The organism is Pannonibacter sp. I15F10I1 (assembly GCF_900185665.1).
GTDB lineage: Bacteria > Pseudomonadota > Alphaproteobacteria > Rhizobiales > Stappiaceae > Pannonibacter > Pannonibacter indicus.
Genome location: NZ_FYAN01000015.1, coordinates 33,430 through 48,932, shown reverse-complemented (window position 1 = coordinate 48,932; position 15,503 = coordinate 33,430). Strand labels below are relative to the sequence as shown.

The following is a 15,503-nucleotide window of genomic DNA, read 5'->3' as shown; positions in this document are numbered from 1 at the left end:
GCCAGATACAAATCACCCTTCGATTCGTAGCCCGAAAACCTGAAGATTATGCAACCAGCCACCCTCACCGGAAATAGACGGCGATCCGGTTGCCGTTGATTTCCTGGACGGTGAAGGGGCAGCCGAAGATGGCGGTGAGGACTTCGGGGCGGATGATCTCGGAGGGGGTGCCCTGAAGCGCGGCGCGGCCGTTCTGCATGACGACGATATGGTCGGAGTAGCAGGAGGCAAAGTTGATGTCGTGCAGCACCACCACCGCCGTCTTGCCGAAGTCGTCCGCCGCCTGACGCAAGAGCTTCATCATGGCGACGGAATGGCTGATGTCGAGGTTGTTCAGCGGCTCGTCAAACAGCATGTAGCCGGTGTCCTGCGCCAGCACCATGGCGACGAAGGCCCGCTGGCGCTGGCCGCCGGAGAGTTCGTCCAGAAAGCGGTGGCTGAGGTCCGTGAGGCCGAGATAGGCGAGCGCCTTGTCCACCTCGGCCCGGTCTTGCGCCGTCAGCCGCCCCTTTGAATAGGGGTAGCGGCCGAAGGAGACGAGATCGGTGACCGTCAGCCGCGCCGTCATCTGGTTGTCCTGCCGCAGCATGGACAGGCGCCGGGCCAGCACCTCGCCGGAGGTGTTGGCCACATCCAGCCCATCGACCAGCACGCTGCCCTGATCCATCGTGGTGAGCCGGGCAATCATGGACAGCAGCGTCGATTTGCCCGCCCCATTGGGGCCGATGATGGAGGTGAGCCCGCCCTTCGGCAGGTCGAGGGTGACCCCGTCCACCACCAGCGTGTTGCCATAGCTCTTGCTGACCTGATCGATCCGGATCACCGCCGCGCCCCCTTGAGCAGAAAGAAGATGAAGAACAGCCCGCCGGCAAATTCGATGACGATGGCCAGCGCCGTGCTGAAACTGAGCAGCCGCTCCAGCACCGTCTGGCCCGCCACAAGGCAGATGATGGCAATGAGCACCGCCGCAGGCAGCACATGCCGGTGGCGGCCGGAAGGCATCAGCAGATAGGCAAGGTTCGCCGTCAGCAGGCCGAAGAAGGTGACCGGCCCGACAAGCGCCGTGGACACGGAGACAAGCACGGTGATGATCATCAGCACCTGCCGCGTCACCCGCCTGTGGTCCACCCCCAGCATGATGGCGCTGTCCCGCCCCAGCGCCATCACGTCGAAGGTATGCCCCAGCCGCCAGGCGGCAAGGCTGGCCCCGGCAATGAGCAGCGCCGAGACGCCCAGCAGCGTGCCATCCACCGCATTGAAGCTGGCAAAGAACCGGTCCTGCAGCACGACGAATTCGTTCGGGTCAATGACCCGCTGCAGGAAGCCGGCAAGGCTGCGGAACAGGGCGCCGAGCAGGATGCCCACCAGCATCATCAGATGCAGGCCCTTGATGGCCCCGGAGAACAGCAGCTGGAACAGGATCAGCGAGAAGCCGGCCATGATGGCGACCTCGCCGACGAACAGCAGGCGCGGGTCCATGGCCGTCACGAAGGCCGAGCCGAGCGTGAAGACCAGCACCGTCTGCAGCAGCACATAAAGCGCATCGAAGCCCATGATCGAGGGCGTCAGGATGCGGTTGTTGGTCAGCGTCTGGAACAGCACCGTGGACACGGCCACCGCATAGGCCACCAGCACCAGCGACGCGAGCTTCTGCCCCCGGAAGGGCAGGATGAAGGACCAGCCGGCCTTGACGCCAAGCGTCATGAAGGCGGTGGCGGCGGCGAGCGTCAGGACGCCCAGCAGCAGCAGCACACCGGCAGGCGTCAGCCGCCTTTCGCCGGTCAGATACAGGCGCTCAAGCCGCATGGGAGCGCCTCCGCAGCAGCAGGAACAGGAAGAACACGCTGCCCACAACGCCCAGAACCGAGCCTGCCGGGATCTCGAACGGCGCATTCACCGTGCGGCCGATCAGATCGCACAACAGCACCAGCAGCGCACCGGTGACGGCGATCAGCGGCAGGGTGCGGCGCAGCCGGTCGCCCAGGGCCATGGCGACGAGATTGGGCACGATCAGCCCGACGAAAGGCACGACGCCCGCCGTCACCACCACGGCGGCGGTGACCATGGCGACGATGAAGAGCCCCAGCAGCAGCACCTGCCGGTACTTGAGGCCGAGGCTGACGGCGAAATCCTCGCCCATTCCGGCGAGGGTGAAGCGGTCGGCGGCCACATAGGCGGCGATGGTGAGCGCCAGGCTGAGCCACAGCACCTCATAACGCCCGCGCAGCACGGCGGAAAAATCACCGCTGGTCCAGGCGCCGAGGGTTTGCAGCAGGTCGAACCGGTAGGCAAGGAAAGCGGTGACGGCGCTGATCACCCCGCCCAGCATCAGCCCCACCAGCGGCACCATCAGCGCCGAGCGCAGGGGGATGCGCTCCAGAATGGCGATGAAGAGAAACGTGCCCGCCAGCGCGAAACCGCCGGAGACGAGCATCTTGGCCATGACCGGCAGGTCCGGCGCGAAGAACAGCACCAGCAGCATGCCCAGCGATGCCGATTCCACCGTGCCTGCGGTGGAGGGCTCGACAAAGCGGTTGCGCGCCAGCATCTGCATCAGGGTTCCGGCCACGGCCATGCCAGCGCCCGCCAGAATGAGGGCGATGGTGCGCGGAATGCGGCTTTCGGCCAGCAGCATCAAGGCCCGCTCATCGCCCGCACCACTGACCACACTCCAGAAGGAGACGGGGCTGGCACCGGTGAACAGGCTGGCTATCGCAAGACCGAGGGTCAGGAGAGAGGCTGGCAGCAGGAATTTCAAGGCAGGGTCCTGAAAGGATTGCGGCGGCTGCGCCCCGGAGGAGACGCAGCCGCCTGACACGCTGGCAATCAGAGGAAATTACTTGCCGCTGAAGGCCGCGTTCAGCTGGTCTACCGTATCCTGCATGGCGGTGATGCCACCGCCAATCAGATACCAGTTGGCCGCATTGAGGTAGACCACCTGTTCCTTCTGCCAGGCCGTGGTCTGGCGGACGATTTCGTTGTCGAGAAGCTGGCGGGCGGCATCGCCTTCCCGGCCGATGGCCGCATCCCGGTCCAGCACGAACAGCCAGTCCGGATTGCGCTCGAGGATATATTCAAAGGACGCCGGCTGGCCGTGGGTGCCGATCTTGATGTTATCATCGGCCTGTTCCAGCCCGAATTCGCCGAAGATCTGGCCGAAGCGGGAGCCCTTGCCATAGGTGGCCATCTTGCCGCCGGTGGTGAGGATGAACAGGCCCTTGCCGGCGCCTGCCGTCTTGCCCTTCAGCTCTTCGACGGACGCCTTGTATTTCGCGGTCAGCTCGTCCGCCTTGTCCGTCTTGCCGAAGAGGGCGGCCAGCGTCTGGACGTTCTTCAGGGCCGAGCCGGTGAAATCCTCGAAGTCCACCGACAGATCGATGGTGGGCGCGATCTTCGCCAGATCCTCATACTTCGCGGCAGACCGGCCGCCAACGATGATCAGATCCGGCTGCGCGGCGGCAACGGCTTCAAAGTCCGGCTCGAACAGGGAGCCGATCTTCTGGTACTTGTCACCGGCATATTGCGCCAGATGGCCCGGCTTGTTGCCGCCCGGCACCCCGGCCACTTCAACGCCAAGCGCGGTCAGCGTGTCCAGCGCGGCCATGTCATAGACGAACACCTTGGCCGGGACCGCAGGCAGCGTCAGCTCGCCCTTGGCGTGGGTCACCTTGACCTCGGCAGCGGCAACGCCCGTCAGCGCGGCGGAGAGAACCAGAGCGCTGGCAAGGCCAGCAGCCAGCCGCTTCATGGAGAACATATGCGTCATTTCCTGAACCTCGCAGCAGCAGCGCTCACGCCAGTGTGACGGCGGCAGCGCCTTGCCTGAACAACATAAGTTGAGTTTCTAAATCCACTTATGTAGAGACTGCTGCCAAGGGTCAACGCGCATCATTTTGAGCAATTCCAATTTGCGAAAAACGCAAATCCCCCTCCTCAATCAAGCGCTCGGGCAGAAGGCAGCACACAGGTGGACATTGGCCGGATGAAATTGCTGATCGCGCTGGATGCGCTGCTGCGGGAGGGCAGCGTGTCGGCAGCGGCGGCCAGCATGGGGATGCAGGTCTCGGCCATGAGCCGGATGCTGGCACAGCTGCGCGAATTCTACGGCGACCCGCTGCTGGAGCGCACAGGCCAGGGCATGCGCCCAACGCCCTTTGCCGAAGCCCTGCGGCTGGAGGTGCGCGGGCTGGCCAATGATGCCGAACTGCTGCTGGCCCGCACGCCGGACAGTGCATCCGCCCTGCCCTGGGGCAGCCACCATGGGCCGGGGTCCAACTCCGCCCGGGCGTTTTCCCAGCCTCAGAACCAGAATCAGGCCCAGAATCAAACCCAGCCTCAGGCAACCCCGCTGGCACCCGGCTCCAGTGCGCTCGACAGGCTGGCAGGCGAACCCTCGCCGCAGATGATTGCCGAGCGGATGGCGATGATCGGCCAGGCGTCGGCCCCCAGCCAGCGGCTGGCCAAATACATTGCCGGCATTGCCGCAGGGCCGGGCCGCACCCGTCCTCTGACGCAGGAAGAAGGCCGTGATGCCCTCGGCATCGTGCTGCGGGGCGAGGCGGACCCGTTCCAGACCGGCGCCCTGCTCGCCACCATGCAGTTCCGGGGCCTGACGGCGGTGGAACTGGCAGGTTTTGCAGAAGCGGTCCAGCTGCATGCAGCAGACGGCGGCGCGGCGGAGACGGGGGAGAGCGTGGAGACGGCGATGGCGGATCTTAACTGGCCCGCCTATTTCTCTCCCCGGCTGCGCACCGTGCCGTGGTTTCTCCATGCCGCCCGCCTGGTGGCCCTTGCCGGGCACAGGGTGCTGATCCATGGCTTTGGCAGCAACGTGGCCTCGGGCAGGCTGCTGCTGCAGGCCGCGCAGGATGGCGCCATTCCCGTGGCGGACAGTCTGGAGGACGCAAGGCAGGCGCTGGCGCAGGAGGGCATCGCCTATCTGCCCGTCACCGCCTATTGCCCGCAGCTCGCGGGCCTGCTCGCCCTTTATCCGGCCTTCGAGATGCGCACGCCGGTCAACACCGCCGTGCATGTGCTCAATCCGGGCGGCGCACCCGCTTCGATGCTTGGTGCGGCGCAAACCTCGGACCGGGAGCTGTTCCGCACCGCAGCCGCCCTCACCGGCTGTCTGGACGCGGCCGTCACCGGCGCCAACCGCGACTTTGCGCAGGTCACGCCGGACCGCCCCACGCCGGTGTTCCGCCTGACCGGCGGCGAGGAGGCCCGCTTCACCCTGCCCTCGACGCCCGCGAGCCGGATGCCGATCCCCGCCGCCCTCACCCAGCAGGAATACTGGCTGGCCGTGTGGACGGGCGCGGCGCGCGATGACCTAGCAGAAGCCGTCATCGTGAAAACCGCAGCGCTCGCCCTGATGACCCTGCGCCGGGCGCCTGAGGCGGAATTTTCCGCCTGCCTTGAGGACGCCGCCACCCTCTGGCGCAACCGCCCGCGCCAGCTCCGCCCGGCCGGCTCCGATGCCGCCAGCGTGCGAAAGCCATAGAGCGGGGACAGTGTTTACAACGGACTGCCAGTCAGGCTCACCGGTTATGGCTTGAGGAAAGCCTGCGCTCTGGTTTCTCCGGCACGGCCTATCTGCTCCCCTCCCCCTTGAGGGGCTACCGGATTCACACATCGTATAAAAAGAGGCGGCAAGCTCTGCTTTTATGCTGGAAAAGGTAAGCAGTTGCAGAGGCTTATTTCTCTGGCTGAAGCCTCTCGTTTCCCCTCCCCCTTGAGGGGAGGGGGTAGGGGTGGGGGTCTTCACGCAGGAGCGCTGCTTGACTGGGACTTGTCTTTACCCAGCACATCTTCAATGAAAATACCCCGTGCTTTCAGTCTGTTAACCCCCACCCCTACCCCCTCCCCTCAAGGGGGAGGGGAACAGATAGGCCGTGCCTTTGAAACAACGGCTGCCGCCCTGTATTAATGCCCTCGACATCTTTCTACACGATGTGTGCATGCAGCAGCCCTCAAGGGGGAGGGGAAACGAGAGGCCTCAGGATCGTCAGAGGTCTGCAGCGGCAATTTTCAAAGGCAAATCCTGCCTTCAGAATAAATCCCGATATATCTTGACTTTCGATATATCGGAAATATATCTAGAGCCATGAGACACAGACATCCCCACCGTCACCGCGGCCATGCCCCCCACGGCGGCCCGCATGACGGCACACACGACACCCTGCACGAAGGCCATCCCGGCGGGCACCGCCGGGGCGGCGGACACCGGCGCCTGTTCGACTATGGCGAACTGCGGCTTCTGGTTCTGGCGCTGATCGCCGAAGAGCCGCGGCACGGCTATGAGCTGATCAAGGCCATCGAGGACCGGTTTGCCGGCAGCTACAGCCCCAGCCCCGGCGTCATCTACCCAACGCTGAGCTGGCTGGAGGACATGGGCTACAGCGCCATCACCGTGGAAGCGGGCGGACGCAAGCGCCACAGCATCACCCCCGAAGGCGAGGCCTTCCTCACCGCCAACAAGGCCCTGGCCAGCGAACTCATGACCCGGGCCCGTGGCGGCATGGGGCGCGGCTTTGCCCCTGCCCCCGTTGTCCGGGCCATGGAAAACCTCAAGACCGCCCTGCGCCTGCGGATGCGCAGCGGCGAAATTGACCCGGAAACCGCCCAGAAAATCGCCGCTGCCATCGATGCAGCCGCCCTTGCCGTGGAGCAAAGCTGATGACGACTGAAACCACCACCCTCTCCACCCGCCGCTGCATTGTGGAAACTGACAAGGCGAGCCGCTACCTGCAGCAGCTCTGCAAGCACTTCCAGCACAAGATCCCGGCCGAATTCGACACGGAACAGGGCAAGATCACCTTTCCGATGGGGGTTTGCACGCTGAAGGCCGAGGGCACGGTTCTGACCATGGACGTCACGGCCGCAGACAGCGCCGCCCTCGACCGGCTGCAGGACGTTGTCGGCAGCCACTTCATCCGCTTTGCCTTCCGCGAGCCGCAAAGTGATCTTATCTGGACGGCTATCTGACAAAGACCCCGGCTGCAGCCGCCTCGGGCTGCAGCGCTTCAAAGGAGCCATTTGCCATGCAGCTTCGTGCCGCCATACTGTCCATCACCGCCGCCCTGCCCCTGCTTTGCACCCCGGCCACAGCGCAGGTGAGCGACAGCCAGCTCATCGGGATGATGGGCCTGACGGATGTGTCGGTCAAAGACAAACAGATGCAGCATGGCCGCGAACTCCGGGGCCGCCTTGCCGATGGCACCTGGATCGAAGCCGAATTCAGATCAAACGGCGAGCTGGAAGAAATCGAAAGCAAGAACGGCGGCTTCCCGATTGCCTCCGTGAGTGCGCTGCTGCCCGATGCGGTCAAGGCAAACCCGTCTTTCCCCCACGGCGCAACGCTGCGCAAGCTGGAGTTCGGCAGCAAGATCGAAATGGAAGGCCGCACGGCAGAAGGCCGCAAGTTCGAAGCCGAATTCAGCTCCGATGGCACGCTGCTTGAGTTTGACCTTGATTGAAGGCAGTCAGACATAAAAACCGCAGTCACAGGTATAAAAGAGACCGCAGGCAGGACAGAGCTACACCTGCCTGCGGTCAGTCATTAATGACATGCAGAAAAATAACTTACTGAAAACATGACCAGCACATTCAGGCACCCCTGCTGCACTGGACATCTGCGGAAACACACACCAGTTACATGCCTTCCGTCACTGACAGCTAGCATGGCCGTAAGCGCATCCGCTTGATATTTCTTGCGGATCCAGAAAGAAAACGGCGCGTGCCCATGTCATGCCACGGCGGTGATGCCGCACCAGCCTCGCAGCGTCGTGATAACCGGGGCTGGCATGAGACGCAGTTCATTGACAAGACAGGCGGGGCAGTGGATCAGGGTGTCATCAGATCCGGCCTCCGGTTCCCGTGCGGACGGCAGGCCTGTGCCCCGGCGCTTGCAGGAAAAGACAGACCGATGACCACGCCCGTCCAGCCGCAGCATGACACGACGCCTTCCGTGAGCCCGCTCGCCCGGGAAAAGCTCGCAGCCCTGGGGGAGCGGCGGTTCAACGTGGCCATCATCGGGCTTGGCTATGTGGGCCTGCCGCTGGTGCGGGCCTTCTGGCGGGCGGGGTTCGAGGTCACCGGCTTTGACATCGATCCGCCCAAGATCACCTCGCTGATGGCGGGAAAGTCCTATATCCGGCATTTTTCCGATGCGGACGTGGCGGCGATTGCGCAGAGCGGGCGCTTTCATGCCACCTCGGATATTGCGGATCTGGCCCGTGCCGATGCCATCCTGATCTGCGTGCCGACGCCCCTGACCCGGCACCGGGAGCCGGACATGTCCTACATCGTCAGCACGGCGGAGCATCTGCTGCCGCATCTCAAGGCCGGGCAGACGGTGATCCTGGAATCCACCACCTATCCCGGCACCACGCATGAGGTGCTGAAGCCCATCCTGGAGCGATCGGGGCTTGAGGCTGGCCGCGATTTCTTCCTCGCCTTCTCGCCGGAGCGGGAAGATCCGGGCAACCCGAACTATGAGACCTCGACCATCCCCAAGGTTGTCGGCGCCGATGACCCGGACAGCCGGGCGATTGCGATTGCACTCTATCAGGCCATCGTCCAGTCCGTCGTGCCGGTGAGTTCGGCGGCAACGGCGGAGGCAGTGAAGCTGAGCGAGAATATTTTCCGCTCGGTCAACATCGCCCTCGTCAACGAGCTGAAGGTGATCTACGACCGCATGGGCATCGACATCTGGGAGGTGATCGAGGCGGCCAAGACCAAGCCCTTCGGCTACATGCCCTTTTATCCCGGCCCCGGCCTTGGCGGCCACTGCATCCCGATCGACCCCTTCTACCTGACCTGGAAGGCACGGGAATTTGCCATCACCACCAAGTTCGTGGAGCTGGCGGGCGAGATCAACACCGCCATGCCCGATTACGTGATCACCCGCACGGCCGAAGCCCTCGACGAACGCTTTGCCAGGGGCCTCAACGGCTCGCGCGTGCTGATCATCGGGGCGGCCTACAAGAAGAACGTCGATGACATGCGCGAGAGCCCGGCGCTGGTGCTGATCGAGCGGCTGAAGCTGCGCAAGGCAACCGTCGAGTATCACGACCCTTACGTCCCCGCCCTGCCCAGCACCCGCAAGCACAAGCCGCTGATGGGCATGAAATCGCTGGACCTGAGCGCGGAAACCCTTGGGCAGTTCGACGCGGTGATCATCGCCACCGACCATGACTGCATCGACTATCAGGCCCTCGTCAGCGCCAGCAAGCTTGTCATCGACACCCGCAACGCCACGAAGGCCGTGACGGAGCACCGGGACAGGATCGTCAAGGCGTGAGGCCCCGGAGGCCGTTTCTCCGGTGCTGACGCAGACTGCATGGAGTAGGGAGAACGACCATGGAAGCAAATCAACTGCATCGCGGCCGGCTGATTGACCACATTCAGCTCGTCGTGCGTGACTTGAAAGCCAGCCAGAGCTTCTACGAAGCCGTGCTTGCCGTTCTGGAGATCCCGATTGTCACCACGGACGAGGGATATTTCTGGGCTGATGAGCTGGTCGTCAGCGCCGCAGACAGCCCGGCCGCCCTTGGGGTTCTGACGGGGCGGCATCATCTTGCGTTTCAGGCCGGAGACCGCATGATGGTGGACGCATTTTACAAGGCTGCCCTGGCCAATGGCGGGCGCGACAACGGCGCTCCGGGAGAAAGAGCCTACCACCCTGGCTATTATGCCGCCTTTGTGCTCGATCCCGACGGTAACAATATTGAAGCCGTTTATCACGGCGAAGCAAAACGCAGCGCCCCTTCGGTTGTGATCGGCTTCTAGAAAATGACACTGCCGGCGGCGGGCAGATTTCGCGGCCGCCGGCCGCCGGTCACCGGTCCGGCGAGCCACACCCTGCGCTCTGCAAGGCATGGCTCGCGCAATGGCCCCGCGATCAAGGGTTAGGCAATCGCCCCGAACTCCATGCTGACCGGCTCAACCATGCTCAGGAAGGCGTCACAATCGGCGTTCCCGGCCCAGGCGTTGCAGATGTCTTGCGCCCTGGCCTGCGTGGTGGCGAAAGCGGCATCGATGAAGCTGCCATCCTGCAGGCGGATCAGCCTTTGTCCGAGCCAGCCGGGCTGACGGGACAAATGATCTGCGATCATCTTGTCATAAGCCGCGCGCATTTCTTCTTCCGCAACGCCTTGACGCAACCGGAACCGCCCGATCTCGACGCCGGACCCCGGTTGCATCAAGACAAGCCCATTGGCAGGCGCCACATAGTGGCCCATGGCGCCAAGCTCCGTAATCGTCGCCCTGAAGCCGGCAAAGTCCTCCGATGTGCCCACGGCCTCAGCTGCGGCCTCCGCAGCCTCGGGGCTGGTCCAGAGAACAACATCCACCCGGCCGGTCTGATCTTTGCCACCGGTGAGCGGCAGCCATCCGCCAAAGCCGGAGAACTGTGCAACGCGCTGGCGTGCGGCCTCACGCTGCCGGCTGGCCTCGGCCGGGTCTCCTGTCTTGTAGGTGACGACTTCGATGCATTGTCTGGTCATGGGTTCTAGCTCCTTGCGCCGTGCAGGTTGAAGAAGCCTCTGTCTAGCAATGCCCCCTGACACTTTCTGTCAGGGGTATGGTACAAGGTGCAGCATGAAAACTCTCCGGCTTTTCGCTCTCCTCGATCAGCTGCGCAGCGCACGCCATCCTGTCCCGGCAGAGGCGCTGGCCCAGAAACTCGGCGTTTCACTGCGCACGATTTACCGCGACATGGCCAGTCTTCAGGCGATGGGAGCGCCTGTCAGGGGCGAGTCCGGCCTCGGCTATCAGCTGGAGAGGGGCTACTTCCTGCCGCCGCTGCAGTTCGACCCCGACGAGATGGAAGCAATCATGCTCGGCCTGCGTCTCGTGATGGCGCGGGACTCCGGAGATCTGCGCGATGCTGCCCAGCGGGTTTCGGGCAAGATTGCAAATGCCATGGGAGACGAAGGGGGCGAGAGGTTCCAGGCCCTTCCACTTCTGGCCATCACCCGCGAGCGGCCCGGTGACAGTGGTGTAGCGAAGTGGAGCAGCATTCTGCGGCGGACCATTCGTGAGCGGCGGATCCTGGAGCTTGCCTATCGCGACCTTGAGGGGCGCAGCAGCCAGCGGCAGGTTCATCCTCTTGGGCTGACACTCTTCGATGACGTGTGGCTCCTGACCGCGTGGTGCGAGATGCGGCAAGACTTCCGGAATTTCCGGCTGGACCGGATCTGCGGGATCAGGGAGACGGGCAACAGCTTCCGCCCGCAGAACGGGCGGCGGTTCAAGGACTATCTCGCAAAACTGTGAGCGCCTTTTCGCCCCCCTGCCCTCTCGCCCCCGCTTTTGGGGCTGCCATTCCACAACCCGTCGCTGTACGCCATCTTGGTGTCGCGTTTTCGATATCACACTCCCCGCGCGGGTGCTCTGCTTCAGGTCTGCGTCTCTCATGCGGACGGGAGATCCCGCATGTCACGAGAACAGCGCCGCCCGGCAAGCGGTGTGCATGAAAGCCGTCAGTTGCGGACATCCCGGGAGGAGACCTTCAGCTGCTATGCCGTCCAGAGCCCGTTCATGACCTTCCGGCCGCGCCGGCAGGCAGGGAATGGCCGCTGGACTGTCACACAGGGCGCAAAGGCCTGACAGCAGGCAGAGGAGCGGGCGGCCCCGCATCACAAGGAGGAGGAGACACAATGAGCAAGAACAGAGGTGTGGTCTACATGCGGCCGGGCAAGGTGGAGGTTCGTGATATTGACGATCCGAAACTGGAAGCGCCGGACGGGCGCCGGATCGAGCACGGTGTCATCCTCAAGGTCATTTCCACCAACATCTGCGGCTCCGACCAGCACATGGTCCGCGGCCGGACCACGGCCATGCCGGGGCTGGTGCTGGGCCACGAAATCACCGGCCAGGTCATCGAAAAGGGCATCGACGTGGAGATGCTTGACGTTGGCGACATCGTGTCGGTGCCGTTCAATGTCGCCTGCGGGCGCTGCCGCTGCTGCAAGTCGCAGGACACGGGCGTCTGCCTGACCGTCAACCCCTCGCGCGCGGGCGGTGCCTATGGCTATGTCGACATGGGCGGCTGGATCGGCGGACAGGCGCGCTATGTCACTGTGCCTTATGCGGATTTCAACCTGCTGAAGTTCCCGGACCGCGACCAGGCCATGGCGAAGATCCGCGATCTGACCATGCTGTCCGACATTCTGCCGACCGGCTTCCATGGCGCGGTCCGTGCAGGCGTCGGCGTCGGCTCGACGGTCTATGTGGCCGGTGCCGGTCCGGTCGGCCTTGCCGCCGCCGCCTCCGCCCGCATCCTCGGTGCTGCCGTGGTGATGATCGGTGACTTCAACAAGGACCGTCTGGCCCATGCCGCCAGGATGGGCTTTGAGCCGATCGACCTGTCCGCCAGCGACCGGCTGGGCGACATGATCGCCCAGGTGGTCGGCACCAGCGAGGTGGACAGCGCCATTGATGCCGTCGGCTTCGAGGCCAGGGGCCACGCGGGCGGCGAGCAGCCCGCCATCGTGCTCAACCAGATGATGGAGATCACCCGTGCCGCCGGTTCCATCGGCATTCCGGGGCTTTATGTGACGGAAGATCCGGGCGCGGTGGACGAGGCGGCAAAGCAGGGCAGCCTGTCGCTGCGCTTCGGGCTCGGCTGGGCGAAGGCGCAGTCGTTCCACACCGGCCAGACGCCTGTGCTGAAGTATAACCGCCAGCTGATGCAGGCCATTCTCCATGACCGGCTGCCGATTGCCGACATCGTGAATGCCAAGATCATTCCGCTGGATGATGCCGTCCAGGGCTATGAGATCTTCGATCAGGGTGCGGCAACCAAGTTCGTGCTGGACCCGCATGGCGACCTGCTGAAGGCCGCCTGAACGAAGCCTGAGGAAAACCCCGCCTGGCCATCCATGATGGCCCAGGCCACAACAGCGGCGCACCGGAGAAATCAGCTCCGCTGCGCCGCAAGCTTTTGCGCCTTTCTGCCGCCCGCGCGCCCGGCAGGCCTGTGACCTTGCATCCCGTTCTGATTTGCCATCAGAGCAATTTGGAAGGCTTCTAATTCTGCGGGATTGACCCGGACCGCCCCATCGAAAATATGACGTCAAAGTTCATATATTGGGGTGAAGCATGCGTATGATCAAAAAGGGCGCCTTCGGGCGGACGGCACCGGCAGCCGGGGCAGAAGGGCTGAAGTTCCACCTGCTGCGGGCAAGTGCGCTGGCTCTGGTGCTGATGCAGGCACCTTCCGCGCTGGCGCAGGAAGCCGCAGACACCACCTCTCTCGACAAGATCGTCCTCTCGGCCGAAGAGCAGCTGAAGCAGGCGCCGGGCGTTTCCGTGATCAGCGCCAGCGATCTGCAGCGCACGCCGGTTGCCAATGACGTTTCGGAAATCCTGCGCAAGATGCCGGGCGCAAACCTGACCGGCACCACCTCCTCCGGCCAGCGCGGCAACCAGCGCCAGATCGAGCTGCGCGGCATGGGCCCGGAAAACACGCTGATCCTGATTGATGGCAAGCCGGTTCTGTCGCGCAATTCCGTGCGCATGGGCCGTGCGGGCGAGCGCGACACGCGCGGCGACACCAACTGGGTGCCGGCCGAGATGATCGAGCGCATCGAAGTGATCCGCGGGCCCGCAGCTGCGCGCTATGGATCGGGCGCGGCTGGCGGCGTGGTGAACATCATCACCAAGCGGCCGGAAAAGATGAGCGGCTCCGTCACCACCTATTTCGCCCTGCCGCAGCATTCCGAAGAGGGCAGCACGGCACGCACCAATGTGACCGTGGGCGGCCCGATCCTCGACTGGCTCTCCTTCCGCCTCAATGCCGGCTATGCCCGCACCGAGCCGGATGATGCGGACATCAATGCGAGTGCCACGATCCCCGGCGGCAGCGTGGCCGCAGGGCGTGAAGGGGTGATCAACAAGGACGTGCGGGGCTTGTTGTCCTTCACCCCGCGTGACGATCACCGCTTCGATCTGGAAGGCTCCTACAGCCGGCAGGGCAATCTCTTTGCCGGAGACAGCCAGCTTGGCACCATCACGCCTGCGGTCCGCGACAGCCTGTTCGGCACCGAGACCAATTCGATGACCCGCCGCAGCCTGTCGCTGACCCATTTCGGCGACTATGACTTCGGCAAGTCCAGCAGCTATGTCCAGTGGGAGCGCACACTCAACCGGCGCCTGTCGGAGGGGCTGGCAGGCGGGCCGGAAGGCTCGATCCAGGCCAATTCCACCTGGGGCACGATCACCCTCGACAATGTGACGGCCAAGAGCGAATGGAACATTCCGCTGAACCTTGGCTTCGAGCAGATGCTGACGGCCGGTGCCGAATTCCGCGGCGAGTGGATGGACGATCCTGTGTCGATCCTGCAGGGGCTGAACGGCGCAAGAGTTCCCGGCACGGTGTCCGATCCGGCGCTGCGTGACCCGAATGTCAGCGCGCAGATGTTCGGCCTGATGCTGGAAGACAACATCGAGATCACGGAAGACTGGACCCTAACGCCCGGCATCCGCTTTGATCATCACAGCTCCTTCGGCGGCAACTGGAGCCCCAGCCTCAACACCACCTACATGGTGACGCAGAACATCTCCCTGAAGGCCGGTATCGCCCGCGCCTTCAAGGCGCCGAACCTCTATCAGCTGAACCCGAACTACGTGTATTTCACCCGTGGCAACGGCTGCCCCATCGACTTCCCCAACCTTGGCAACGGCTGCTTTGTGGTCGGCAATCCGGACCTGAACCCGGAAATCGCCATCAACAAGGAAATCGGCATCAACTACAATGATGACAACGGCTGGAATGCCGGCATCACCTATTTCCACAATGACTACAAGGACCGCATCGCCTCCGGCATCGTGCCGGAAGGCCGCTCGGGCACGGCACAGTATTTCCAGTGGTACAATGTGCCCGAAGCCGTGGTGCAGGGGCTTGAAGGCAACCTCGCCGTGCCGGTGATGGAGGGCCTGACCTGGAGCACCAACGCCACCTACATGATCGAGTCCAAGGACAAGCGGAACAACCAGCCCCTCTCGCTCATCCCGGAATACACAATCAACACCTCGCTGGACTGGGCCGCGACGGAAAAGCTGACGCTGATCCTCTCCGCCACCCACTATGGCAAGACGGAGTCCCCGACGCTGACCGCCACCACCGGCGGCGCAGTGACCAACCCGGAAGCGCGCGGCGCCTACACGCTGGTCAATGCCGGCATGAAATATGATCTCAACGACCACTTCCGCATGAACGCCGGCGTGAACAACATCTTCGACAAGCGCCAGTTTCGCGAAGGCAACAGCAACGGTGCCGGTGCCAACACCTTCAACGAAGCTGGCCGCACCTTCTACCTGTCGCTCTCCGCCACATTCTGAGGCTGAGCGCAAACAACCGGCACGATCAGACGGCAGGCCTGACCACAGGCCTGCCGTTTTTGCATATGCCTCGCAGTCCACGAGGCCTTGCGATGCAAGGGCCACACCCTGTTCAGTCCGGTTTCCTGCCGTCCGCCACACACCGCGCCGCCCCGGCC

At 63.9% G+C, this 15,503-nt stretch carries 14 protein-coding genes; 9 read left to right on the top strand and 5 right to left on the bottom strand.

What is annotated here, in order from left to right:
* Positions 1–64: 64 nt before the first annotated feature.
* The 4 genes from IF10I1_RS10905 to IF10I1_RS10890 form a co-directional block, all read right to left on the bottom strand.
* Positions 65–823, bottom strand: a complete 759-nt coding sequence (locus tag IF10I1_RS10905; RefSeq protein WP_186392280.1) for an ABC transporter ATP-binding protein — start codon at positions 821–823, stop codon at positions 65–67.
* Entirely contained in the window at positions 820–1,806 is a 987-nt protein-coding gene (locus IF10I1_RS10900) for an iron chelate uptake ABC transporter family permease subunit (protein ID WP_186392279.1), read from the bottom strand. The genes IF10I1_RS10905 and IF10I1_RS10900 overlap by 4 nt, the downstream gene beginning before the upstream one ends.
* Complete coding sequence (locus tag IF10I1_RS10895) at positions 1,796–2,758, bottom strand: ABC transporter permease (protein ID WP_186392278.1); 963 nt, start codon at positions 2,756–2,758, stop codon at positions 1,796–1,798. Before IF10I1_RS10895 ends, IF10I1_RS10900 begins: the two co-directional genes overlap by 11 nt.
* A gap of 78 nt (positions 2,759–2,836) precedes the next feature.
* Positions 2,837–3,757: a siderophore ABC transporter substrate-binding protein gene (locus tag IF10I1_RS10890; RefSeq protein WP_186392338.1), complete on the bottom strand. Its 921-nt coding sequence runs from the start codon at positions 3,755–3,757 to the stop codon at positions 2,837–2,839.
* A gap of 225 nt (positions 3,758–3,982) precedes the next feature.
* Here IF10I1_RS10890 and IF10I1_RS10885 point away from each other — a divergent pair, with 225 nt between their 5' ends.
* The 6 genes from IF10I1_RS10885 (at position 3,983) to IF10I1_RS10860 (ending at position 9,789) form a co-directional block, all read left to right on the top strand.
* Positions 3,983–5,500, top strand: a complete 1,518-nt coding sequence (locus tag IF10I1_RS10885) for a glycosyl transferase family protein (protein ID WP_186424486.1) — start codon at positions 3,983–3,985, stop codon at positions 5,498–5,500.
* Between the two features lie 603 nt (positions 5,501–6,103).
* Entirely contained in the window at positions 6,104–6,676 is a 573-nt protein-coding gene (locus IF10I1_RS10880; protein ID WP_186424485.1) for a PadR family transcriptional regulator, read from the top strand.
* Positions 6,676–6,984 (top strand): DUF2218 domain-containing protein, encoded by a 309-nt coding sequence (locus IF10I1_RS10875; RefSeq protein ID WP_186424484.1) that lies wholly within the window; start codon positions 6,676–6,678, stop codon positions 6,982–6,984. The genes IF10I1_RS10880 and IF10I1_RS10875 overlap by 1 nt, the downstream gene beginning before the upstream one ends.
* 56 nt (positions 6,985–7,040) lie before the next feature.
* Positions 7,041–7,475: a hypothetical protein gene (locus IF10I1_RS10870; protein WP_186424483.1), complete on the top strand. Its 435-nt coding sequence runs from the start codon at positions 7,041–7,043 to the stop codon at positions 7,473–7,475.
* Positions 7,476–7,924: 449 nt separating this feature from the next.
* Positions 7,925–9,301, top strand: a complete 1,377-nt coding sequence (locus IF10I1_RS10865; protein WP_208994270.1) for a nucleotide sugar dehydrogenase — start codon at positions 7,925–7,927, stop codon at positions 9,299–9,301.
* Positions 9,302–9,360: 59 nt separating this feature from the next.
* The gene (locus tag IF10I1_RS10860) at positions 9,361–9,789 is read left to right on the top strand and encodes a VOC family protein (RefSeq protein ID WP_050475478.1); all 429 of its coding nucleotides are present in this window, start codon (positions 9,361–9,363) and stop codon (positions 9,787–9,789) included.
* Between the two features lie 119 nt (positions 9,790–9,908).
* On the opposite strand, the gene IF10I1_RS10855 is transcribed toward IF10I1_RS10860, so the two are convergent.
* Entirely contained in the window at positions 9,909–10,505 is a 597-nt protein-coding gene (locus IF10I1_RS10855; protein WP_186424482.1) for a hypothetical protein, read from the bottom strand.
* Positions 10,506–10,599: 94 nt separating this feature from the next.
* On the opposite strand from IF10I1_RS10855, the gene IF10I1_RS10850 reads away from it, so the two are divergent.
* The 3 genes from IF10I1_RS10850 (at position 10,600) to IF10I1_RS10840 (ending at position 15,345) form a co-directional block, all read left to right on the top strand.
* Positions 10,600–11,277, top strand: coding sequence for a YafY family protein (locus tag IF10I1_RS10850; protein ID WP_186392271.1), 678 nt, complete (start codon positions 10,600–10,602; stop codon positions 11,275–11,277).
* A gap of 383 nt (positions 11,278–11,660) precedes the next feature.
* Positions 11,661–12,851, top strand: a complete 1,191-nt coding sequence (fdhA, locus tag IF10I1_RS10845) for a formaldehyde dehydrogenase, glutathione-independent (protein ID WP_186392270.1) — start codon at positions 11,661–11,663, stop codon at positions 12,849–12,851.
* 253 nt (positions 12,852–13,104) lie between these two features.
* Positions 13,105–15,345 carry a FepA family TonB-dependent siderophore receptor gene (locus IF10I1_RS10840; RefSeq protein WP_244284669.1) on the top strand — a complete coding sequence of 747 codons (2,241 nt, stop codon included), beginning with the start codon at positions 13,105–13,107 and terminating at the stop codon, positions 15,343–15,345.
* Positions 15,346–15,503 lie beyond the last annotated feature (158 nt).